The 22,934-nt window shown below is 66.6% G+C and carries 11 protein-coding genes, 1 tRNA gene and 1 pseudogene; 5 read left to right on the forward strand and 8 right to left on the reverse strand.

Features of this window, described 5'->3' with window-relative positions; genetic code table 11:
• The 4 genes from ACT1U9_RS13845 (at position 1) to ACT1U9_RS13860 (ending at position 8,400) form a co-directional block, all read left to right on the forward strand.
• Positions 1-933: a hypothetical protein gene (locus ACT1U9_RS13845; protein ID WP_444538597.1), complete on the forward strand. Its 933-nt coding sequence runs from the start codon at positions 1-3 to the stop codon at positions 931-933.
• Positions 930-6,497 carry a DEAD/DEAH box helicase gene (locus tag ACT1U9_RS13850; protein WP_444538598.1) on the forward strand — a complete coding sequence of 1,856 codons (5,568 nt, stop codon included), beginning with the start codon at positions 930-932 and terminating at the stop codon, positions 6,495-6,497. Before ACT1U9_RS13845 ends, ACT1U9_RS13850 begins: the two co-directional genes overlap by 4 nt.
• A 146-nt stretch (positions 6,498-6,643) precedes the next feature.
• Complete coding sequence (locus tag ACT1U9_RS13855) at positions 6,644-7,210, forward strand: DUF4365 domain-containing protein (RefSeq protein WP_444538599.1); 567 nt, start codon at positions 6,644-6,646, stop codon at positions 7,208-7,210.
• The gene (locus ACT1U9_RS13860; RefSeq protein ID WP_444538600.1) at positions 7,207-8,400 is read left to right on the forward strand and encodes a hypothetical protein; all 1,194 of its coding nucleotides are present in this window, start codon (positions 7,207-7,209) and stop codon (positions 8,398-8,400) included. The genes ACT1U9_RS13855 and ACT1U9_RS13860 overlap by 4 nt, the downstream gene beginning before the upstream one ends.
• A gap of 222 nt (positions 8,401-8,622) precedes the next feature.
• Here the strand turns inward: ACT1U9_RS13860 and ACT1U9_RS13865 are convergent, their stop codons facing one another.
• The 3 genes from ACT1U9_RS13865 to ACT1U9_RS13875 all read right to left on the reverse strand — a co-directional run bounded on the left by ACT1U9_RS13865 (position 8,623) and on the right by ACT1U9_RS13875 (position 12,525).
• On the reverse strand, positions 8,623-10,599 hold the full coding sequence (locus ACT1U9_RS13865) for a Druantia anti-phage system protein DruA (protein WP_444538601.1): 1,977 nt from the start codon (positions 10,597-10,599) through the stop codon (positions 8,623-8,625).
• On the reverse strand, positions 10,596-12,053 hold the full coding sequence (locus ACT1U9_RS13870) for an ATP-binding protein (protein WP_444538602.1): 1,458 nt from the start codon (positions 12,051-12,053) through the stop codon (positions 10,596-10,598). Before ACT1U9_RS13870 ends, ACT1U9_RS13865 begins: the two co-directional genes overlap by 4 nt.
• An 88-nt stretch (positions 12,054-12,141) precedes the next feature.
• A complete protein-coding gene (locus ACT1U9_RS13875; protein ID WP_444538603.1) occupies positions 12,142-12,525 on the reverse strand; it encodes a hypothetical protein in 384 nt (127 codons plus the stop codon).
• Between the two features lie 210 nt (positions 12,526-12,735).
• On the opposite strand from ACT1U9_RS13875, the pseudogene ACT1U9_RS13880 reads away from it, so the two are divergent.
• Positions 12,736-13,223 (forward strand): annotated as a pseudogene (locus ACT1U9_RS13880) (LacI family transcriptional regulator); the annotation flags it as partial.
• Between the two features lie 249 nt (positions 13,224-13,472).
• Here the strand turns inward: ACT1U9_RS13880 and ACT1U9_RS13885 are convergent.
• The 5 genes from ACT1U9_RS13885 to topA form a co-directional block, all read right to left on the reverse strand.
• Positions 13,473-13,549: transfer RNA gene (locus ACT1U9_RS13885), tRNA-Thr, on the reverse strand.
• Positions 13,550-13,645: 96 nt separating this feature from the next.
• Positions 13,646-15,190, reverse strand: a complete 1,545-nt coding sequence (locus tag ACT1U9_RS13890) for an alpha/beta hydrolase (RefSeq protein WP_444538604.1) — start codon at positions 15,188-15,190, stop codon at positions 13,646-13,648.
• A gap of 127 nt (positions 15,191-15,317) precedes the next feature.
• Entirely contained in the window at positions 15,318-16,523 is a 1,206-nt protein-coding gene (locus ACT1U9_RS13895) for a DNA polymerase III subunit delta' (RefSeq protein ID WP_444538605.1), read from the reverse strand.
• 119 nt (positions 16,524-16,642) lie between these two features.
• The gene (gene tmk, locus ACT1U9_RS13900) at positions 16,643-19,885 is read right to left on the reverse strand and encodes a dTMP kinase (protein WP_444538606.1); all 3,243 of its coding nucleotides are present in this window, start codon (positions 19,883-19,885) and stop codon (positions 16,643-16,645) included.
• Between the two features lie 116 nt (positions 19,886-20,001).
• A complete protein-coding gene (gene topA / locus ACT1U9_RS13905) occupies positions 20,002-22,806 on the reverse strand; it encodes a type I DNA topoisomerase (protein ID WP_444538607.1) in 2,805 nt (934 codons plus the stop codon).
• Positions 22,807-22,934: the final 128 nt, after the last annotated feature.

Raw genomic sequence — 22,934 nt, forward strand, 5'->3', positions numbered from 1 at the left:
GTGGAAGCCGTCCTTGAAGCCATTAGCCCGCTCGACGAGTCCTGCTTGGTTACTCGCGGCCAGGTGGCGGAACAACTGGATCTCTTGGTGTCGATTGGTGACCTGGTCGAACTACCTTGCCAGGAGGATCGTGGCAGTCGCCAGCTCTACCTGGCTCCTCCCTCGTACGTGGCGAAGGCTCCCGGGCAGTACCTCTTGCTAGGCGTACGCCCGAACGCCTCCCCGCTCGTGGATGAGTCTGTGGACGCGGAGGTGCTGTACGAGGGCCATACACGGTCCGTCGAGCTGGACCCCGAGGTGGGTCCTATCCGATTGCGTGCCGCCAGCCTGCGTGAGATCCGGCGTGAGCACTGGCTCAAACACCCGAGCGCGGATCGCGCAGCCGCTGTCGTCGTTGCGATGCGTCAGCGCCTGGACCAGGCTGCAGAATCTGGCCATGTCAGCGGTCTAACAATCATCGATCCTGGGGCGTCAGTTCGCTACTACCGCGGCCGCTGGCGACCGCCCTCGGACGTCGACTCCGGCGACTTCGTTGCTCGCCGGCCCCAGGCCTACGGTGCAGACCTGTGGTGCATAGTACGGATCGAGCGTGGCGCGCCTAGAGCACTTGTGGATCTGCCGGTTGAGGCCTCTGACGCGCCGGCGCACGACGAAGCGTGGCGCTTCCAGGCAGCCATCGATGCCGTGATCGGAAACCCGCAGGTGATGCACGTCCGGCCCACTGCAGGGGCGCCCGGGAGCCGAGTGTTGGACCTGTTCGGGCCCGTGCCCGGCTGGGCTCAGCGCTACCTCGAGCTCATGGGAACCCCTGCCTCACGGACGAGAGGCGCATTGATGTCGTATCGCGTGCCGATCTCGGTGATTGGCGAGATGTCGGCGTTCGTCACTGACATGCTGTGGATGGACGTCAGAGAAGAAGGAGGGGTGGCGTGACAGTGGAAGCGCCAACGATCGCGGAGACGGTCACCAAGATTCAGGCGGCCCTTCGGGACTACATCGAGGCGACCTATCACGTGGGGCATCCCACCGTGATCGATCAGCGTCGTGTGCTGCTCGAACAAGAGGGCGTGCTGTTCCGAGCCCCCTTCATCGAGAGCACCCCCCGCTATCAGACGAACCGAAGTTTTGGTGATCTCGAACTCGCTGCACCTGTCCATGCGCTCTTCGGCAGCTTGACAACACACGTTGGTGACCTGAAGCCACTGCTGTACGACCCGCCCTATACCCACCAGGCCGAGGCACTTGAGTGGACGACTCGTGACGGCCTTAGCCTTGCGGTCACCACAGGTACCGGCTCCGGAAAGACCGAGTCGTTCCTCCTGCCGATGCTGGCGAAGCTCGCAGCAGAGGCGGCGAACAGGCCCGACTCCTTCGCCGCTCCGGCTGTGCGGTCCTTGATCCTCTATCCGATGAACGCGCTGGTGAATGACCAGTTGGGTCGTCTTCGGCTCCTGCTCGGCGATCCGCGCGTCACGGCCCAGTTCAGCGCGTGGGCCGATCGCCCAGCACGCTTCGCCCGTTACACCAGCCGAACCCTGTACCCGGGCGTACGGAAGGTCGAGAAGGACCAGGCACGGCTTCGCTCGATCGAGGATTTCTACGTTCACCTCATCAACCGGGCAGACGACCCTTCGTCGCAGGGGCACGGCGAGGCGGCAGCTCTCATCGACAAGCTGCGATCACGTGGCAAGTGGCCAGCCAAGCCAAATCTGAAGGCCTGGTACGGCGAAAGTGGCTCCCGTTGGAAGAACAAGGATGGGGAATTCGTCCGTGCCGTGCTTCAGCCCAACGACCCCGAACTCCTGACGCGCCACGAGGTGCTCGACGCACCTCCGGATGTCTTGATCACGAACTACTCAATGCTTGAGTACATGTTGATGCGCCCGCTTGAGCGGCCGGTGTTCGATGCGACGCGGGCCTGGTTGGCGAACAACCCTGACGAGAAGTTCCTCCTGGTCATCGATGAGGCCCACCTCTACCGCGGCGCGGCCGGCGCCGAGGTTGCTCTCCTGCTGCGCCGGCTTCGCGCAAGGCTTGGGATCACGCCCGAACGGCTGCAGGTGATCTGTACGAGCGCGAGCTTCGCGAGCCCTGAGTACGCGCGTCAGTTCGCTGCGCAGTTGAGCGGCAAGTCCGAGTCCGACTTTAGGACGGTAGAAGGTCGTCTCGCTCTCCGAGAACTCGCTGGGCCGGGGAGCCTCCAGGACGCTCAAACTCTCGCTGCCGTACCGATGCACGACTTCTACGAGGGTGAAGACGACGAGGCCCGCATCGCCGCTGTTCAGGGGCTCCTGGACTATCGAAAAGTCGCCGTAAAAGAGGGCGTCGCGGTCGGTGAACTGCTGCACAATGCTCTCAGCGGATTCGACCCGATGAATCTGCTCGTCAACGAGACGATGCAGCGGGCACAACCGGTGAGTGAGTTGAGCGCGCTCATTTTTCCGACTGTTGAGACGGAGCTTGCCGATAGGGCTGTATCTTCCCTAGTAGCACTCGGTAGTGCGGCACGACGGTCGGCCGATGACGCGGGTCTGCTGCCATGTCGTGTACATGCATTCTTTCGTGGGCTGCCCGGCCTGTGGGCGTGCCTCGACCCCGATTGTCCAGAGGTTGACCGGGAAGTGCACCCGGACCCGGGGCCGGTTGGCAAGCTTTACGCCCAGCCGCGGGCAACCTGTGGCTGTGGTGCCCGAGTCTTCGAACTGTACACCTGCAGGCACTGCGGCTCCGCCTATGCACGGACCTATACCGACGACGTAATCGAGCCGTCGTACCTATGGCATGAGCCGGGGGGATCGTTCGAGTCTGCATCGGGTTCCATCCCCGAACTCGAGGCACTCGATCTTCTACTTGAGGACCCCTCCGATGGCGATGTCGAGCCCGCCGACATCGATCTCGTTACCGGCCGGCTCAATCCAGAAGAACTCGGTGCCCGCATCCGCAGTGTCTTCATTCCTCGGCTTCGAAGGGGAGAGGTCGTCAAGGGTGACGACGAGGGCAGTGATGGCGAGGCGGAGGCGAACGGAGAGTTCAAACCATGCGGTGTCTGCGGGCAACTCGCCGGATTCGGTCGTTCCTCGGTGCAGGATCACCAGACGAAGGGTGACCAGCCGTTCCAAGCCTTGGTGACACGTCAGCTCGAGGTCCAACCGCCGGGTGCCCAGCCGTACACCGAATTTGCGCCGCTACGCGGTCGCAAGGTGCTCGCGTTCTCCGACTCCCGGCAGGTTGCTGCGCGGCTTGCGCCCAACCTTCAGAGCTACTCGATGCGCGATGCCATTCGGCCGCTGATCTTGCGCGGATGGCAGGAACTGGCGAATCAACCATTCCTGGCGCCGTCGCTCAGCTTGGAACGCCTGTACGTGGCCGTCATGGTCGGAGCGCGAGTGCTGTCGGTGCGGCTGCGGCCGGAACTTCGCCCCATGGAGACCCTCCAGGTCTTGGACACGGTCGCGAAGGCAATCGACAAGGGTGCGCTCTCAGGCAATGTACCGGAGTTGTTCCCACTGCTCACCACCGCCAATCCGCCACAGTCGCTGCTGAGGGCGATGTACGCGACGCTAACGGACAAGTACTACGGGTTGTCGTCCCTGGGCCTTGCATCCCTCCGTGAACGGGTGAACCTCACCGATACGTTGTTGACGGAACTGCCAGACATCGACGGGGTCGCAAGCAACGCCGACACCAAACTCGCGCTCGTTCGGTTGTGGCTGGCGCAATGGAACACTCCAACCCGAGGCATCTGGTTCCCGTCGATGACCGAAGGTGACTGGTGGAGGACAAAGGGCGGCGTCAAGCCGCACACGGGTAAGTTCCAAGCGATCGAGCGTTGGCTCGGTTCAAAGACAGCAAAGAAGAAGTTCGCGGACGACTGGCTGCAGAAACTCCTCACAAACTTCTGCGAACCCGTGGCCGGCAAGTTTCGGTTGCTGGCCCAGCACGTTGCCCTGGAACTCGGCGGCATGTGGGGATATTGTGAGCGCTGCCGCTTCACGCAGCGGCCCTTTCCCGGAACAACCCGGTGCGTCAACTGCGGGCACGATCGCGTTCGCACGCTAGATCCCGACAAGGATCCGATCTTCCAAGCACGGAAAGGCTACTACCGGGCCAGTGCGGCCAGGGCTTTGAGTGACCCGCCCGAGCCACCCTTGAGCATCATCGCCGCCGAGCACACGGCACAGCTCAATGCCGCCCAGTCCGACGCCGTTTTCTCCAAGGCGGAAGAACACGAGTTGCTGTTCCAGGACGTCGACCTCGGCTTGACCCGCCCAGGCGAGCAGTCACGCGCCGCCATCGACGTTCTGTCCTGCACGACCACGATGGAAGTCGGCATCGACATCGGCAGCCTGACCGGCGTCGCGCTGCGCAACATGCCCCCATCACGCGCCAACTACCAGCAGCGTGCAGGGCGGGCGGGGCGTAGGGGCAACGCTGTCGCCACCGTACTGGCCTTCGGAAGCGCCGACACACATGACGACCACTACTTCCGTCAGCCAGCGCTCATGATCCGCGGCGAAGTCGACGACCCAGTACTGACGATGAATAATGACGAAATCGCGCGTCGCCATGTCATCGCCTACCTGCTACAGCGCTATCACCAGGATCGGCTGCCAGCAATCGAGCCCGACGAGCAGCCGCAGCTCTTCGAAGTCCTCGGCACTGTGGAGGCATTCGTAGGGACAGCATCCCCCCTGAATCGGACCGACTTGGAAGAGTGGCTGAGGTCCGAGGAGCATGCGCTGCGTGAGGAGATTGCGTCGTGGCTTCCTTATGAACTGAGTGAGGCGGACCGCGAGGCCGTTCTGAGCGGTGTCGTCACGAACACACTCCGTGAGATCGATAAGGCCCTTGACCTGGACCTCGACGGGAGTCTGCCAGCCACTTCCGAGGGAGATGCCTCACCGGAGCCCGATGAGGTGGAGGCAGAGGGTCCCGCTGAAGACGGCGCCGAGGAGCCGAGCGCCCGGCGGAGCCAAACGAACCTGCTTGATCGGCTGCTGTACAAGGGGGTGCTGCCGCGCTACGCGTTCCCGACGGATGTCGTGGCCTTCCACGTCTTCGATCTTGATCGGTCAACACCGTTCAAGGCCGAGTTCCACTATGCGCCCAGTCAAGGGCTCCCGGTGGCCCTCAGCCAGTACGCACCTGGCAAAGTGGTGTGGGTTGATAACAAGGAGTGGACCTCCGGTGCCATCTACGCGCCGGTCCAAGAGGAACGCTTCCAGGCCTGGCGGGACAAGCTGCTGTACTTCGAGTGCCAGGTATGCCATTACGCCAAGCACTTCCCTCACGACCCGGCAGAGCGTGGGAAAGAGCGTGACTGTCCAGCCTGCGGTGCCGAGGGCAAGTTCGGCAAGGCGAAGAACTGGATGCGGCCGCCAGGCTTTGCGCACCCGGCCGATAAGGCGCCGGGCACAAGCCCAGACGACGCGCCGGCCCGCAGTTACGCCACGCGCGCCAAACTCATGGCGCCCGGTCCGACCGAGGAGACTGCCTGGCAGCGTGTCACCGATCGCATGGCACAGACCTACCGCCGCGAAACCCTGCTCGTCACCAACACCGGCCCACGCAACGAGGGATACACCTACTGCACGCGCTGCGGGCTTATCGAGCCGACTGCGACTGCGACTGGGGTAGTCGTCGGTACGCACAAGAAGCCTTACCCCGACGAAAAGGCTCCTGACTGTCCCGGCACAGGCTCAACACGGGGTCTGGTGCTGGGAACTGACTTCATTTCGGATGTGCTTCTGGTTCGCTTGAAGGTGGCCTCGCCGATCACGTTGAGGCCAGCTCTGCTATCGACACACGTTGCGCTCCGTACGGTCGCTGAGGCGCTGACGATCGCCGCGACCCAAAAGCTCGATATCGAGGCGACGGAACTACAGGCAGAGTTCCGTCCTGCGCTGACTCCCCTCGGTAAAGAAGGCCTTGAGGCCGAGATCTATGTGTATGACACGCTCGCAGGTGGTGCTGGCTTCGCTCGACGGGTCAACGACTACGGAGTGGAAATCCTTGAACTGACGCTGGAGCGACTCGAAGAATGCCCGGCGAACTGCGACGAGTCCTGTTACCGCTGTCTACGCAGCTTCCGTAACCGATTCGAGCACAACCTCCTTGACCGGCACGTCGGTGCCAGTCTGCTGCGCTACCTGATCCACGGAACCCCGCCGAGTCTGGACGAGGAGCGACTCGAACGATCGGCTGACAAGCTCTACGAGGACCTCAACAGCCGAGCGCTCGACGACATTTCCTTCGCTCGAGGGGCCAAGATCGACGTTGAGGGAGTTGGAACGATCACCGCGCCGATCCTGGCAAGGCATGGCGACCAACAGTGGATCCTGGGCGTGCACGGCCCGCTAAGCCCTGATCTGGCGCCAACTGACGGTCTACGTACGGCAATGCAGTCCGGTAACGTACTGGTCCGCCTGATCGACGACATGGTGATCTCTCGCAATCTCCCGTTCGCCAGCCAGCAGGTACTGCAGGCGCTGAGCTGATCTGGACCGCCATCGGCGCCGAGGCGTTGGTGGCGGTCCTGTCGTCGCCAGCCGCAACCGTCGTTCGTGTGACATAGCCCATGAACGGAAAAGAATAGACTTCAGGGTGACTTTGACCGCTGGCTGCGATACCAGGAGGGGGATGTATGCCGGCAGATGACCTCGAAGAGGCCATGGGTGAGGATGACCTCGCAGAGGGGCAAGTGCCGATCACGGCACTACAGGAACATTTCAGCGTGTCGTTTACGCGAATGATCGCCTACGCCGCCGGATGCTCGATAAAACCTCATGAGACCGACTATGAGGGCGTTGACATTACGATCGTTTCATCGACGGAGTACCGCGGTTACTACGGTCCGCAGTTCGAGCTCCAGCTGAAGTGCACCTACCAAGAAAGTCTGCTCAAAGATGACAGCATGACTTGGCGCATGAAGGCAAAGCCGTTTCGGAAATTGACACGCAGGAAACGGTACATCCCCGCCTATCTCGGTGTACTCCTTATCCCACGCGAACCAGAGCCATGGCTACGAACCGATGAATGGGGCTTGTTCACGCGAAGCCGCATGTTCTGGGAATCTGCCGAGAACCTGAGATACGACGCCCCGATCAAGGAGTACCACACGGTACATTTGCCACGTCGCAACCTGTTCACGGGCGAGCAGCTTTTGGGCATAATGAAGACGATCGGCGATGCAGAGGAGGGTTCGCGGTGAACCGATCCATACTCGACAGTTACCGCGATATTGCATCTGCGTTGACTCCTCTTGCTGTCTCCCAGTTCCTGGCTTCTCATGATTGGGAACTGGAACATCAACAGCCCGATGTTCGTCAGGTCTGGCGCTATGGCTCGGGTCACTTGTCCACCGCGCCACGTGTCATGATCCCGCTTGCTACGGACTTCGCAGATTTCATGCCACGCTTCGTGGACGCGCTCGAGTCACTCGGGCACATTCATGACTGGGATGCAGGTCAGCTACTGGAACACGTCATTGCCACACGTGCGGACCTCTTTTTCGTTCGTATCGATCAAGGCATGATTGACGGCACAATCCCCTTCCAGCAAGCCGAAAGGACGCTGCAAGCCATCTACAAGATGATGAGGGCAGCAGCAACCACAACCGCTGACCCTCATCACTCGCATAAGGGACGCCGGCCAGCGGCAGTAGGCGAATTCCTGGATGAAGACGTACGCCTCGGGCACACGAAGCGTGGCAGTTTTGTGTTCACTGTCGTAACACGCCTGGGAGACCCTAGCGCTCAGGCTATCGCCAGCCCCGAGCGGCCAACTATTACCTTCCCTCGGCGGGTCATGGAAACCCTAGCCAGAGGACTTGAGACCACAAAGCGCCTGACGCAATCCTGGGACCAGGAGGCCCTCGAATTGCCAAGCGATCTAGGGCTAAGTGCAGGGCTGGTCGAGTCACTCGAAGATATGTCGCAGCCCGAACACCTTCGTTCGCTGGACTTGTCATTCCAATGGGCAGCAGCTGAACGTAGGCCAGATGTGGGACTAGCAACCATTGTGCTGGACCGCGATGTGATTGATGGGCTCCCGCGAGTCCGGGAGCGGCTCGTACGAAGGGAAGAGCCCACACGACGGGAGACGTTGGTTGGACTCGTCAAATCACTCACGCGGGATGATGCGGCATCCAGCAACGACGAATCAGCAATCATCACCGTAGCGGCGGAGGTAAGTGGCAAAACTCTGCGAGTCCAGGTCCCGCTAGCTGGCGAGAATCACGGCTGGGCAATAATGGCATACAAGCGCCAACTGCCCTTTACGGTGACCGGAGACCTCTCATACGAACGTCGCGCATGGCGTCTGACGGGCGATATCGAAGTCGACTCGAGCTTCCTGCAGCACGTCTCAGGATCGTCAAAACCCGACTTGGGCGAGGCATGAACAAGAGCATTCCAAGCACCAGCGTCCGTCCTCCGCGGGCTGTGCTCCCGGAACCCGGGGTAGCACAGCCCGCGGGCACAAGCGATCGCATGACGACTTCTGTGCTCAAGCATCCGCGCTTGAGTACGAGACGGGTCACGCCCGTCGGTAGTCATCGTGCCGGAGGGCCTCCCAAGCAGCGCGCTGGCCGGCGCCGACGTCTGGAGTAGTGGTAACGGTCTCTTAATCGGAGATAGGGAACATTTCCTCGCCGGGCGCCGGCATTCCCTCTCCTACAGGCAGCGGTACGCGGGCACCGTGCTCCACTGGACGGACCAACCGATGCGAGCGCATGGACTCAAGAACATGCTCCTGTGTGGCCCGCCGTCGGCACCAGCGCTCAAGCCACCACTCTGAGACCTTGGCGTCCGCCTCGGTCAGTTCGGGATTCAACAGGTACCTCGGCTCCTGGTCGACGCCGAGCGAGTAGTCCCGCAGGTTCTCGACCAAAGGAACCCCGTAGAGGATGCGCTCCCGTCCGTGCTTGAGAAGCTCGTTGGCGGGCCAGCCAAGAGCTGCCAGCCCCACTCGGACCTTACGTAGTCGGGGGCTGACACCCTCGCCGAAGAGACTGTTGACCCGGACGAGCGAGCCGCTCAACGTCGAGGCTCGAACCAGGGCGTCGACTGTCTCATCGGAGAAGTGAGAGGTCCCGAAGGACCGTGACCGTCCAAGCTCGTGAAAGCCCATACGGATGTCGCTCTCACCGCCCATGACGTCAGCAGGCCAAAACAGTCGGTTGTACTGACTTGAACCGGTGCCGTAGAGCGACGTGGTTCCGACGAAGGAGAGCCGGGGCTCACGCAGGATCGGGCGGCCGGCCATCGCCGACGCGATCTCGCTCGGGCGTGCATACTTCTCGCGGTAAGCGGACAGAACCTGGGGCGAGACGGCAAGAGCCCCCACTAGCTTCCCCGCCGCTAGCGCGCTGTAGGGCGCCACGGCGCCGCAGACGGTGAGGTCGGCGATGACAGTACCGACCCTCTCTCCACGTGCGCGACGCACCACTCGGCGCATCTGCGAACGGGCCTTAGGATCCGAGAAGGCCTTGGTGAGTCCTTCCATCGTGGGCGGGGAGAGATAGCCTCCAAGCAGGCTGGCGATCTCTAGGGCTTCTGCGAGCGCTGACGAACGCTTGCTCCGAAATAGATCAGTTTCGGCGCGCTCCACCCACGCTTCGCGGTCGATGTTGCGGACCGCACGGATCGTGCTTGCCTGGTGGTGCCTCTGCCGATGCCGATCGGCATCGGCCCGCAACCGAGCGATGACCTCAGGCGTGGGCGCTGCCAGGTCGGTCGGTTGGAGAATCCCGTCACGAAGGAGATCGTCAACGTAGATCTCGCGCTGCTGGCCCTCGATCCGCTGAGCCAGCCAGCCAGCGATATCAGCAGTGGGCTCAGCTTGCACCTGCTCGAGGAACTGATCCGTCTCCCAGCCCATCCAGTGGTCACGCTCGGCAATCTGGACGACGGGGCTGGAGATGGCCGCCAACCCGATCACCGCGTGAAACTCGGTGGCTGCGTCCCGGACCAGGATCGGCATCGAACGGCCAGGCACGGTCGCGTAGGCGTTGGACCATGTGTGGCGGAAGTAACGCCAGATGTCGTGAAGTTTGAATCCGGTCAGCCCACAAGTCGATGAGTCGACGATCTGAACGTAGGGCTTAATGACATCCGCAGACGCGCCGGCGCGCTGAAACGCGTCAGCCAGCTCGCGGCCGTCACGCATCAGGTTGAAGACGGAGACCAATCGGTCGCCATGCTGGTGCGTGCGCTCCATTCCCTCAACGAACCGTCGAACGCTGCTCTTTCTGAGCTGTTCGTCACGGCGGAGGTGCTCCTGACGTCGGATCCGGGCCTTCTCCACCTTGCGGTCGCCGTGGACCGAAGGGGGAGTAAAGACGGTCTTAGACCTGTCCACTCGGACCGTCCAGCCTTGATCCACAAGATCGATGGCGACGTGAGCAGCTGCCGCGAGCAGAGGCTGGTCGTACAGGTTGTTGATCTTGGCTGCCTTCATCCACCGCTCGTGGTCGCCTACGGCTTCAGCCCCCACCGGCGTGCTCGCAAGCTGGGTGCAGAGCCGGGCGAACCCTTGCCGTTCCCCGTGGGAGGCATCGGCCGGAAGGCTGAGAGGGACGAGCTTGGCCTCTTCTTTCATGACTTTTGGAGCATCCGTCCGTAGGTCCTGCTCCACATGCGCAGGAGATCGTCGCAGTTGTGGCCGTCGCGGCTGAGGAGTGTTGTGGTGCGGGCGAAGGACAGGAGGAACAGTTCGAGGGCAGTCCGGAGTTCTCCTGCCGCCTCATCACCCAACTTCTGGAGCGGGCGGTACAACGCTGCGAAGGCAGGGTGGTCAACGTTCAGCGTGACATCGAGCGTGCGCCGCTTCAGAGAAGAGGCGAACATCTTATCGATCGAGAGTTGCTCGGATCCAATCCGGTAACTCAGGGCGCCTGATCCCCTACCCACCGTAGGGATGACAGGTAGATCGACATCCGCGGCCGCCGCTACCCGGCATGACGCCTCCGTGGCCGCTTGAAACTTGACCTCCTCGAAAGCCTGGCGGACACGTGAGTTCAAAAGCCGGGCGATCGCCTCCAACTCCGACCCGAGGGCCTCCTGGAGTACCTGGGAAGGCCGGATTCCCTGCTTGTTGATGGTGATACCAAAGTGCTCGTCGAGGACGGGACCAAACTCGATCTCGCAGCGCCACCAGTCGTCGTAGTTCTCTTTGCGCTTCGCCCCCATAAGGTGCCAGCCGGTCGCGATCTCGCGACCGGCGCGGAGGATGGAGACGCCAGCTCCGCCTACGATGCCACTGCGCCGCTTGGTCGCATTATCCAGGTGATGCCAGTGCTGCACCGGCAGCATCGCGAACCGGACAGTAACGAAGGCCGTCCTGCCCGACGACGCTGCCAGTTCGTAGCGAAGCGGCTCGAACGCCAAGCCTGCGCTGTACCCCTCGATCTTCGCCGTGAGAAGCATGGGATCGACCGGGTCGACCCGCTTCCCATTGAGGGTCAACGTGAGGTCCCCGTTGCTGAGGAAGCGGCGGTAGATGCGTCCAAGGTCCCGCCGCAGCGCACGCTCGAGCCAGGCGAGGCGCTGGTACTCGATACGGTCACAGTGCTGCCAGGTCACCAGGCAGCCCGACCCCGTCGTGACGCCGGGCTGACGGCGAGCCCGAAGATCAACCGAGGTCCCGGCCGCGATGGCGTCAACGTCCAAGCAGACCCGGTTGGCCACCTGACCGTTCTGCCATGAGGTCACCTCTACTCGCCGCGCCTGGCTGAGGGACGCGGCAGGCAGCCCCATGCCGAACCGGCCGAACGACTGCCTTTCGTCGAAGCGTGACGAGCCGCCGAAGCGGAGGCATGCCTCGAGCCGGGAGCGCGACATGCCTTCGCCGTCGTCCTCCACACGGATCTCCGGAAGGCCACCTGGTTTGGGCCTCGTGACCGTGACCGCGACCTTCGTCGCTGCCGCCTGGAGCGAGTTGTCGATGAGTTCTGCGAGGGCGGTCGAGAGGCTGACGTAGCCCGACTCCCGGACTGCGCGGATGAAGTTGGAGGAGACCAGGAGGTCGTCCTTACGTTGCGTCTGCCGGCCCATCGCTTCTCCCGATGACTTGCTCAGATACCTGCGTCGAGAGTAGCTGCATCGAGGCCGCCTGGAAAGCCAGTCATACGGTGCGGCAACGTCACTCAGACCTGGTCACGATCGTGACTGTGATCCGCTTCGTCTTAGCTGGCTCGGTCAGGTCCACGCCTGATCCGTCAGCCGTGAGAAGGCGGACCGTAGGGCGGCTAACCCCAGCAACATGCTGGTAGGGCTCGGCAGATTCGAGCATCACGACCCGGCCCGTACGTTGCAGATCGAACGAGATGCGGTGGCCGGCCGTGTGCATGGTGATGATGCGCTCTGCGACGTCCACCTCTGCCACTGCCTCCCCCACGAGCGCGTCTGGAAGAGGTGAAATGGACTTGAGAGAGTTGACGCCGAGCACCTGGAGCGCGGCGATCTTCTTCCCATTGAGTCGCTCCAGGAGGGATGAGATCTCGGCTGCTGACTGGATGGTGGCCATGTGAGCATCATGACTGAAGAGACAAGCCGTGTGCGCCAAGGCGGTCAGCTGCCGTCTCGAGTATCCACTGCCTTTCCTGCCAGTCTGTGGCGAGACACCCGGTATAGCGGGTTGTCCGTCCTGAGCACGGCAGGGGCCCTGCCCTGATGGCGACGCGAACGGCGTGGAGCCGGATCTTCGCGAGTTTGCCGTTCACCCTGGCAGTCTTGCGGCTGGTATCCAAAGAAGGCACTGCAAGAAGCCCGCCCCGTACGCCTGCTCGGCAAGCCTTGGCCCGACGTTCCAGCCCGAGGACGCGGCGCCAGCAACCGGGCCAACGCCTGCTGGCTCTCAACCGCCAAAGGCCTCACACCTCACAGGCTGTGTCACACCCACCGAACCTAGATGGAAGACCCGGGCACCGGGAGGGTCCTCGTGGACAACCGAAGGGGCCACATCGACGGCTCTGTCTCAGCACCCAATGCCCGCGTCACCCCTGGCATACACAAGCGCCTCATGATTGGGCTGACTGAGCAGTGGGAGACAGCGCTCGACGCCCGGCTGGCAGTGCACTCGGCTCGCCGGTGTGCATCCTCAACGACCTCCTTCGCACACGCGCGTCCGTGATTCGACCTTCTCGCCATCGATCCATGTCAGAACCAAACAGTCCCGACGGCCCCTCGAAGACCGGTGAATTTCACCCATTGGCCAGGGGGTGACGAAGGTTTCTGACGGAGTTTCACGCACGGCTGTCCACCGGTTGTCCACCAGGATCCGTTGTGCCAACCTGGCCTGTCCCCTACCGGCAAGCAAAAGACCAGTTCAGGGCCTTGGCCCGTCGATCTCGTCACAGAATCGAACCTTCGACCTACGCATTACGATGCACAGATAGAGGGTGCCCGATTTGCCGAGATTTCAAGGCCAACAGAAAAAGAAACCCCAGCTCAGACGCCTGAGCTGGGGTTCAATGGAGCCGCCTTCGGGATTCGAACCCGAGACCTACGCATTACGAGTGCGTTGCTCTGGCCAACTGAGCTAAGGCGGCGCGCCGTCCGCACCATGGTGCGATCAGCAACGCGGCCAAGTCTACACAGTTTCCGGGGGTGCTCCTGACCACCCCTGTTCGAGGGACTCCCGCAGCTCAGGTGCACTTCTTGCCGGTGGGCGGGGGCGTGCCCTCCAGGAGGTAGGTGTTGATCGCGGTGTCGATGCAGTCGCTGCCCCGGCCGTACGCGGTGTGGCCGTCGCCCTCGTACGTGAGGAGGCGGCCGGAGGAGAGCTGGGAGGCGAGGGACTGGGCCCACTTGTAGGGGGTGGCCGGGTCGCGGGTGGTGCCGACCACCACGATCGGGGCCGCGCCCTTCGCCTCGATCCGGTGCGGGGCGCCGGTCGCCTTCAGGGGCCAGTACGTGCAGTTCAGGGCCGCCCACGCGAAGCCCTCGCCGAAGACCGGGGACGCCTTGCGGAAGGAGGGGAGCGCGGCGGCGACCGCGTCCGGGCCGGAGAAGGCCGGGGGCAGGTCCAGGCAGTTCACGGCCGCGTTGGCGTACATGAGGTTGGCGTACTTCCCGTCCGCGTCCCGCTCGTAGTACGAGTCGGCGAGGGTCAGCAGGCCGCCGCCGTCGCCGTGCAGGGCGCGGGTGAGGCTGGTGCGCAGCTCGGGCCAGGTCGTCTCGTCGTACATCGCCGCGATCACCCCGGTCGTGGCCAGCGCCTCGCCGAGCGTGCGGCTCTCGCCCGTCTCGATCGGCTTCGCGTCGAGCTCGGCGAAGAACGCCTTCAGCCGCGTCGACGCGTCCGCCACCGACTTCGTGCCCAGGGGGCAGTCCTTGCGCTGGACGCAGTCCGCGGCGAACGACTGGAACGCCGTTTCGAAGCCCGCCGTCTGGTCCCGGTTCATCTCCAGCGCCGGCAGGGACGGGTCCATCGCGCCGTCCAGGACCAGGCGCCCGGTGCGGTCCGGGAACAGCTCGGCGTAGGTCGCGCCCAGGAACGTGCCGTAGGAAGCGCCTACGTAGTGCAGCTTCTCGTCGCCGAGCAGCGCCCGCAGGATGTCCATGTCGCGGGCCGCCTCCACCGTGGAGACATGCGGCAGGATCCTCCCGGAGTGCTTCTCGCAGCCCGCCGCGAAGTTCTTGAACGAGTTCTCCAGCGCGATCTTCTCGGCGGCGTCGTCCGGAGTCTGGTCGACCTGCGTGAACGCGTCCATCTCCTGGCTCGTCAGGCACTCGACGGGCTCGCTGCGGGCGACCCCGCGCGGGTCGACGGCCACCATGTCGTACCGGGCCCGTACGGGAGCGGGGTAGCCGAGCCCCGCGTACTGCTGCAGATAGCCGACCGCCGTGCCGCCGGGGCCGCCCGGGTTCACCAGGAGCGAGCCGATCCGCTTGCCCGGGCCGGTGGCCTTCTTGCGGGCGACCGCGAGGTTCACCGACCCGCCCGCGGGCTTCGCGTAGTCGAGCGGGGCCTTCATCGTGGAGCACTCGAAGCCGGGCACACCGCACGCCCGCCAGCTGAGTTTCTGCTGGTAGTACGTGCGTAGTGCGGCCGACGTCTGCGCGCCGCCCGCCGAGGAGGTGGACGCGGTCGCGGTGGTGGACGAGCTTGAGGACGAGCATCCGGAGACGAGCAGTCCGGCGGTCACGGCGGCGATGGCGGAGGAACGGAGCAGACGCCTGGAGTCCATCCCGGGAGCGTAACCGCCGAGTGACACCAAGTGCCCTGCCCGTCGACGGACGACGGCTCGTACGAGTGAGGCGGTCAACCCGGTGCGCGGGCACCGTCCGTCCCCGGACGCGCACCACGCGTGCCCGTCACCCCGCCCGCAGCGCCACCGTCATCGCCTCCACCGCGAGCAGCGGTGCCACGTTGCGGTCCAGGGCCTCGCGGCAGGCCAGGACCGCCTCGATGCGGCGCAGGGTCGCCTCGGGGCCGGAGCCCCGGGCGATCCGGTCCACCGCGTCCCGCACGTCGGCGTTCGCGAGCTCCGTGCGGGCGCCGAGCTGTATCGCCAGCACGTCGCGGTAGAAGCCGGTCAGGTCGGTGAGCGCGAGATCCAGGCTGTCGCGCTGCGTACGCGTCTTGCGGCGCTTCTGGCGGTCCTCCAGCTCCTTCATCGCCCCGGCGGTGCCGCGCGGCATCCGGCCGCCCGCCTGCGCGCCAAGGGCCTGCTTCAGGTCCTCCGTCTCCTTGACGTCGACCTCCTCGGCGAGCTGCTTGGCGTCCTCGGCGGCGGTGTCCACCAGCTCCTGCGCGGCCTTCAGACAGCCGCCGATGTCCTCGACCCGCAGCGGCACCTTCAGGACGGCGGCGCGGCGGGCGCGCGCGCCCTCGTCGGTGGCAAGGCGGCGGGCCCGGCCGATGTGCCCCTGCGTGGCGCGGGCGGCGGCCGCCGCGATCTCCGGCGCGATGCCGTCACGGCGGACCAGCACGTCGGCCACGGCCTCCACGGGCGGCGTCCGCAGCGTCAGATGGCGGCAGCGCGAGCGGATCGTCGGCAGCACGTCCTCCAGCGACGGCGCGCACAGCAGCCACACCGTGCGCGGGGCGGGCTCCTCCACCGCCTTCAGGAGCACGTTGCCGGCGCCCTCGGTGAGGCGGTCGGCGTCCTCCAGGACGATCACCTGCCAGCGGCCCACGGCCGGGGACAGCTGAGCCCTGCGGACGAGATCGCGGGTCTCCTTGACGCCGATGGAGAGCAGATCCGTACGGACGATCTCCACGTCCGCGTGCGTGCCGACCAGGCTGGTGTGGCAGCCGTCGCAGAACCCGCACCCCGGCGCGCCGCCCAGCGCCCGGTCCGGGCTGACGCACTGCAGCGCGGCGGCGAACGCGCGCGCCGCCGTGGAGCGGCCCGAACCCGGCGGCCCGGTGAACAGCCACGCGTGCGTCATCCTCGACGCGTCGGGCAGCGCCTCACCCGCCGACGTGGCGGTGACCAGCGCGTCGGCGTCGCGCGCTGCGGCGGCCAGCTGCTCCTGCACCCGGTCCTGCCCGACCAGGTCGTCCCACACCGTCATGGCTCACCGCCTCCCGCTCCGCGTGTTCCGCATTCCGCGTCGTGACCAGTACTCCCCGTTACGCACCCCATTGTGGGGCAGGGGTCTGACAATCCCGTCCCGCGCGGCTCACCCGCAGGTCAGCGGCGGCGGCCCCGCCGGTCGTCATCGTCGTCGGCGTGCGGCCCGAGCAGTTCGTCGGCGAGCGTCGGCAGATCGTCCAGCGGGGTCTCCTCGGCCCAGTCCGAACGCCGCCGGGGCCGCGACGGACGCTTCTGATCCGGCTCCGCCCGCAGCTGCTCCGGGTCGACCTGCGGCAGCTCCCGCGTCCGGTCGTTCTCCCGGCCGTCGCCCTGCTCGCCGCGCGCGGCCTGCTCGTCGCGGAAGATGCCGGGCGGGAAGCGGTCCGCGTCCGTGCCCCGTACGGGCTGCCGCGCACCGCGACCCGCGGCCTGCTCGCGTACGGACGGCAGCACAGCCGTCTCGTCGGCGTCCCGCACCGGCGGCAGCACCGTCGTCTCGGCAGCGTCGGCCGGGATCTGCGGCAGGACGGTGGTCGCGTCGGCGTCCGCCTTGGCGTCCCCGGCGGCCGGTCCGGAACCGGCACCCGGCACCCGCACCTCCTGGGTGACCTCGCTGTCGCTCGCAGGCTCGGGGCTCACCACCGGCGTCGGGACCGTGATCTCGGAGTCCGACTCCGGCGCGGCCTTCGCCCTCGCGCGCGTGGCCGACGCCGGAGCCGACTCGGTCACCGTGGCAGCCGTCGCAGCGGCGGCCGCGGCGGCCGCCTCCGCGAGCCGCCGGGCCTCCTCGGCCCGCACCAGCGCCTCCTCGGCCTTGCGCTGCTTCTCCAGGCGGCGCTCCTCCGCCTCGGCGCGCAGCCGGGCCTGCTCCTCCGCCAGCTTGCGCAGCCGCTCCTGCTCGGCCGCGGCGGCCTTGGCCTCCGCCTCGCGCCGTACGCGCTCCTCCTCGGCGAGCCGCCTGGCCTCCTCGGCCTTGCGGCGGGCCTCCTCGGCCTGGCGCTCCTCCTCGCGGCGGCGCGCGTCCTCCAGCTCGCGCCGCTTGCGCTCCTCCTCCTCGGCGCGCAGCTTGGCGAGCTGCTCCTGGCGCTCGCGCTCCAGCCGCTCCTCCTCGGCCTTGCGCGCGGCCTCCTCCTCCGCCTTGCGGCGGGCCTCCTCCTCGGCGGCCTTGCGCGCCTCCTCCTGGGCCTTCACCTCGGCCTCGGAGAGCGGCAGCATCTGGTCGAGCCGATGGCGTACGACCGTGGTGACCGCCTCCGGCTCCTGGCTCGCGTCCACCACCAGGTAGCGGGACGGGTCGGCGGCCGCGAGGGTCAGGAACCCGGCACGTACGCGCGCGTGGAACTCGGGCGGCTCCGACTCCAGCCGGTCCGGCGCCTCCGTGAACCGCTCGCGCGCGGTCTCCGGCGCGACGTCCAGGAGCACCGTCAGATGCGGTACGAGACCACCGGTCGCCCAGCGGTTGATCCGGGCGATCTCGGTCGGGGACAGATCGCGCCCGGCACCCTGGTAGGCGACCGAGGAATCGATGTAGCGGTCCGAGATGACGATCGCGCCGCGCTCCAGGGCGGGGCGCACCAGCGAGTCGATGTGCTCGGCGCGGTCCGCCGCGTACAGCAGGGCCTCCGCGCGGTTGGAGAGACCGGCGCTGGAGACGTCGAGCAGGATGGACCGCAGCCGCTTGCCGACGGGCGTCGCGCCCGGCTCGCGGGTCACCACGACCTCGTGGCCCTTGGCCCGGATCCACTCGGCCAGCGCCTGCGCCTGCGTGGACTTGCCCGCTCCGTCGCCGCCCTCAAGCGCGATGAAGAAGCCGGTGGCGGCCGGGGCCTGCGCCGGGTCGGCGCCGAGCACCGCGTCCCGCAGATCGCGCCGCAGCGGCACGCCCTGCCGGTCGTCGGTCTTGGCCAGGACCACTGCGGCGACCGGCAGCAGCAGCGCGCCGGCCAGCATCAGCGTGAAGCCCGCGCCGCCGTGCGCGAAGACGAAGCCGTCGCCGGCCAGGCGGTGCGGGCCGATGGCGGCGGCGACCAGCGGGGCGAGGATCGCGCCGAGGCCGATCGCGACCCGTACGACCGCCTGGAGGTGATCGGTGGTGCGGGCCCGCCGGTACTCCTCGGTCTCCTGGTCGATCAGCGTGTGCCCGCTGTTGGCGGCGATACCGGCCGCTACACCGGCGCCCAGCGCGATGAACAGGACGGTCGCCGTGTCCGGCACCAGGCCCATCGCGAGCAGCGCGACACCCGTCAGAGCGATCGCGAGCGCGAGCAGCCGCCGCCGCGAAAGCACCGGCAGCACCTTCGGCGCCACGCGGACGCCGACGCCCGTGCCGCCCACCAGCGCGAGGATCAGCAGGGCGAACGCGGCCGGGCCGCCGCCCAGGTCGGCGGCGTGCAGCACGGCGACGGCAGCCGCCGCGGCGATCGCCCCGGCGACCGCGCCGCAGGCCAGCACGAGCAGCGGAACCGCGCCCGTACGCCCCTTGTCGGGCCCGGCGCCGGTCGACGGCCTGCGCAGCCCCTCCAGCGGGCTACGCGCGCGTGGCGTCTGTGTGCCGGGGAGCTGGAGCATCGCCAGGACCGAGACGGACGCGGCGAACAGACCCGCCGCCACATAGGAGCCGAGGGCCGCTTGGTGCAGGTCGAACCAGTCGATGCCCTTGCCCAGGCCCTTGCTCACGAGAGCCGCGACGAGCAGCGCGACGGCCGCCGCGGGCATCGCCGCGAACGTCGTACGCAGCGACAGGCGCCGCAGCGCGTCCACATGGTCCGGCAGGGGGCGCACCGAAGCACCCTCCAGCGGGGGCGCGGGCAACAGCGCCGGTGCCGCGCTCTCCTTGGCAACCGTCCAGAACCGCTCGGCGACTCCGGCCACAAAGGCCGTGACCAGGATGAACACCAGCGCGTTGTCAGGGGTCCAGTCGATCCACAGCGGCGCGACGATCAACAGCGCGGCACGTACGCCGTCCGCCCCGATCATGGTCCAGCGCCGGTCCAGCGGACCAGTGGGCACGGTCAGCGCGGAGACGGGGCCGAGCAGCACCGCCCCGAACAGCACCGTCGCGACGAGCCGGGCGCCGAACACCGCGGCCACGGCGAAGGCCGCACCCCGGTAGCCGCCGCCGAGAGCGTCCTCGGAGACCGCAGCCTGGAGCGCGAGCAGCAGCAGGACGAGTACGGCGAGCGCGTCACCGACCCCGCCGACGAACTGGGCGCTCCACAGCCGCCTCAGCGACGGGATGCGCAACAGCGCGCGTACGGCGCGCTCGCGTGAGTCTGCGGCTAGGGCGTCGGAGGTGGGGCTCACGCCCGTGGGGGTCCCCCCTGCGCCTTCAGAGCTGTGGGGCTGCTCGGCTCGCGTCATCCGCCCAGCCTATCCGGACCCCCCGGGTCCTTGCGGGCCCGCCCGAACATACGGGCGGGCTCCGCCTGCCCATGGCCCCGACCGGGACGATGGACAGGCGGAGCCCGACGAAGCCCTTACTCGGCCGCGGCCGCCTTCTTCGCGGCCGCCGCCGTCTTCTTGGCAGGCGCCTTCTTGGCGGTGGCCGCCGTCTTCTTCGCGGCCGTCTTCTTGGCCGCGGTCTTCTTCGCCGGAGCCTTCTTGGCGGGCGCCTTCTTCGCCGCCTTCTTGGCCGGACCCTTCGCCCGCTTCTCCGCCAGCAGCTCGTAGCCGCGCTCCGGAGTGATGTCCTCCACGCTGTCGCCGGTCCGCAGCGTCGCGTTGGTCTCGCCGTCCGTGACGTACGGACCGAAGCGCCCGTCCTTCACGACCACCGGACGCTCGCTCACCGGGTCCGTGCCCAGCTCCTTGAGCGGCGGCTTGGCGGCCGCGCGCCCACGCGCCTTCGGCTGGGCGTAGATCGCCAGCGCCTCCTCCAGGGTGATGGAGAAGAGCTGGTCCTCCGACTCCAGCGACCGCGAGTCCGTGCCCTTCTTCAGGTACGGCCCGTAGCGCCCGTTCTGCGCGGTGATCTCCACACCCTCGGCGTCGGCGCCCACCACACGCGGCAGCGACATCAGCTTCAGCGCGTCGTCGAGCGTGACCGTGTCCAGCGCCATCGACTTGAACAGCGAAGCCGTGCGCGGCTTCACCGCGTTCTTGCCCGTCTTCGGCGTGCCCTCGGGCAGGATCTCGGTGACATACGGCCCGTACCGGCCGTCCTTAGCCACGATCTGGTTGCCGCTCACCGGGTCCGCGCCCAGCTCGAAGTCGCCGCTCGGCTTGGCCAGCAGCTCCTCCGCCAGCTCCACCGTCAGCTCGTCCGGCGCCAGGTCCTCCGGCACGTCCGCGCGCTGGTGGCCCTCGGCGTCCTTCTCACCGCGCTCGATGTACGGCCCGTAGCGGCCGACCCGCAGCACGATCTGGTTCCCCACCGGGAACGAGGAGATCTCGCGCGCGTCGATCGCACCGAGGTCCGTGACCAGCTCCTTGAGACCACCCAGGTGGTCCCCGTCGCCGTTACCGGCGTCGGAAGCCGCGCCACCCTCGCCCTCACCGAAGTAGAAACGCTTCAGCCACGGCACCGCCTGCGCCTCGCCGCGCGCGATGCGGTCGAGGTCGTCCTCCATCCGCGCGGTGAAGTCGTAGTCCACCAGTCGGCCGAAGTGCTTCTCCAGCAGGTTGACCACGGCGAAGCTCAGGAACGACGGGACCAGCGCCGTGCCCTTCTTGAAGACATAGCCACGGTCGAGGATCGTGCCGATGATCGAGGCGTACGTCGACGGCCGCCCGATCTCGCGCTCTTCCAGCTCCTTGACCAGCGACGCCTCGGTGTAGCGCGCCGGCGGCTTGGTCGCGTGGCCGTCCGCGGTGATCTCCTCGGCCGACAGCGCGTCGCCCTCGGCGACCTGCGGAAGGCGCCGCTCGCGGTCGTCCAGCTCCGCGTTCGGGTCGTCCGCGCCCTCGACGTACGCCTTCATGAAGCCGTGGAAGGTGATCGTCTTGCCGGACGCGGTGAACTCCGCGTCCCGCCCGTCGCTCGCCCGGCCCGCGATCTTCACGGTCACGGAGTTGCCGACCGCGTCCTTCATCTGGGACGCGACCGTCCGCTTCCAGATCAGCTCGTAGAGCCGGAACTGGTCGCCGGTCAGACCCGTCTCGGCCGGAGTGCGGAAACGATCACCCGACGGGCGGATCGCCTCGTGCGCCTCCTGCGCGTTCTTGACCTTCCCGGCGTACGTACGCGGCTTCTCCGGCAGATAGTCCGCGCCGTACAGCTGCGTCACCTGCGCACGGGCCGCCGACACCGCCGTGTCGGACAGCGTGGTGGAGTCCGTACGCATATAGGTGATGAAGCCGTTCTCATACAGCTTCTGGGCGACCTGCATGGTGGCCTTGGCCCCGAAGCCGAGCTTGCGGGAGGCCTCCTGCTGGAGCGTCGTCGTACGGAACGGTGCGTACGGCGAGCGGCGGTACGGCTTGGACTCCACCGAGCGCACGGCGAAGGCCGTGTCGGCGAGAGCGGCCGCCAGGGCTCGGGCGTTCGCTTCGTCGAGGTGGAGGACATCGCTCTTCAGTTGTCCGTCGGGACCGAAGTCGCGGCCCTGCGCAACGCGGCGGCCGTCGACCGTCGCGAGCCGTGCCACCAGCGAGGACGGGTCGGAGGCGTCGCCCGCCCGGCCGGTGGAGAACGTCCCGGTCAGGTCCCAGTACTCAGCAGAACGAAAAGCGATGCGCTCGCGTTCCCGCTCCACCACGAGTCGGGTCGCCACCGACTGGACACGGCCCGCCGACAGCCTCGGCATGACCTTCTTCCACAGCACCGGCGAGACCTCGTAGCCGTAGAGGCGGTCGAGGATACGGCGGGTCTCCTGGGCGTCGACCATGCGCTGGTTGAGCTCGCGCGGGTTGGCGACGGCGTCCCGGATCGCGTCCTTGGTGATCTCGTGGAAGACCATCCGGTGGACCGGGACCTTGGGCTTCAGGACTTCCTGGAGGTGCCACGCGATGGCTTCGCCCTCGCGGTCCTCATCGGTGGCGAGGAAGAGTTCATCGGACTCGGCCAGCAGCTCCTTGAGCTTTCTGACCTGCGCCTTCTTGTCGGCGTTGACGACATAGATGGGCTGGAAGTCATGCTCGACGTCGACGCCGAGACGGCGCACCTCGCCGGTGTACTTGTCCGGCACCTCGGCGGCGCCGTTCGGCAGGTCGCGGATGTGCCCGACACTCGCCTCGACGACATAACCGGGGCCCAGGTAGCCCTTGATCGTCTTCGCCTTGGCAGGAGACTCGACGATGACGAGTCGGCGGCCGCCCTTTGCGGTCTCGCTGGTCGGGGACAACTTCGCTCTTCTCTCCGGTCGGCACTCGGGTGGCACGTACGAGCTGTACGGTCGCTGCGGAGTGTGACGGTACAACCCGCCCCCGTGTCAAACAGCAAAAGCCCGCAGCGGCCACTCGAACGGTAACC

Source organism: Streptomyces sp. BR1, from assembly GCF_052373795.1.
Lineage (GTDB): Bacteria > Actinomycetota > Actinomycetes > Streptomycetales > Streptomycetaceae > Streptomyces.

Bases quoted from the DNA above. Each gene is read 5' to 3' on its own strand.
- ACT1U9_RS13870 (WP_444538602.1), bottom strand. From the start codon at position 12,053: ATGGGCCGGCAGACGCAACGTAAGGACGACCTCCTGGTCTCCTCCAAC.
- ACT1U9_RS13890 (WP_444538604.1), bottom strand. From the start codon at position 15,190: ATGGACTCCAGGCGTCTGCTCCGTTCCTCCGCCATCGCCGCCGTGACC.
- ACT1U9_RS13875 (WP_444538603.1), bottom strand. From the start codon at position 12,525: ATGGCCACCATCCAGTCAGCAGCCGAGATCTCATCCCTCCTGGAGCGA.
- ACT1U9_RS13895 (WP_444538605.1), bottom strand. From the start codon at position 16,523: ATGACGGTGTGGGACGACCTGGTCGGGCAGGACCGGGTGCAGGAGCAG.
- ACT1U9_RS13865 (WP_444538601.1), bottom strand. From the start codon at position 10,599: ATGAAAGAAGAGGCCAAGCTCGTCCCTCTCAGCCTTCCGGCCGATGCC.
- ACT1U9_RS13855 (WP_444538599.1), top strand. From the start codon at position 6,644: ATGCCGGCAGATGACCTCGAAGAGGCCATGGGTGAGGATGACCTCGCA.
- tmk (WP_444538606.1), bottom strand. From the start codon at position 19,885: ATGACGCGAGCCGAGCAGCCCCACAGCTCTGAAGGCGCAGGGGGGACC.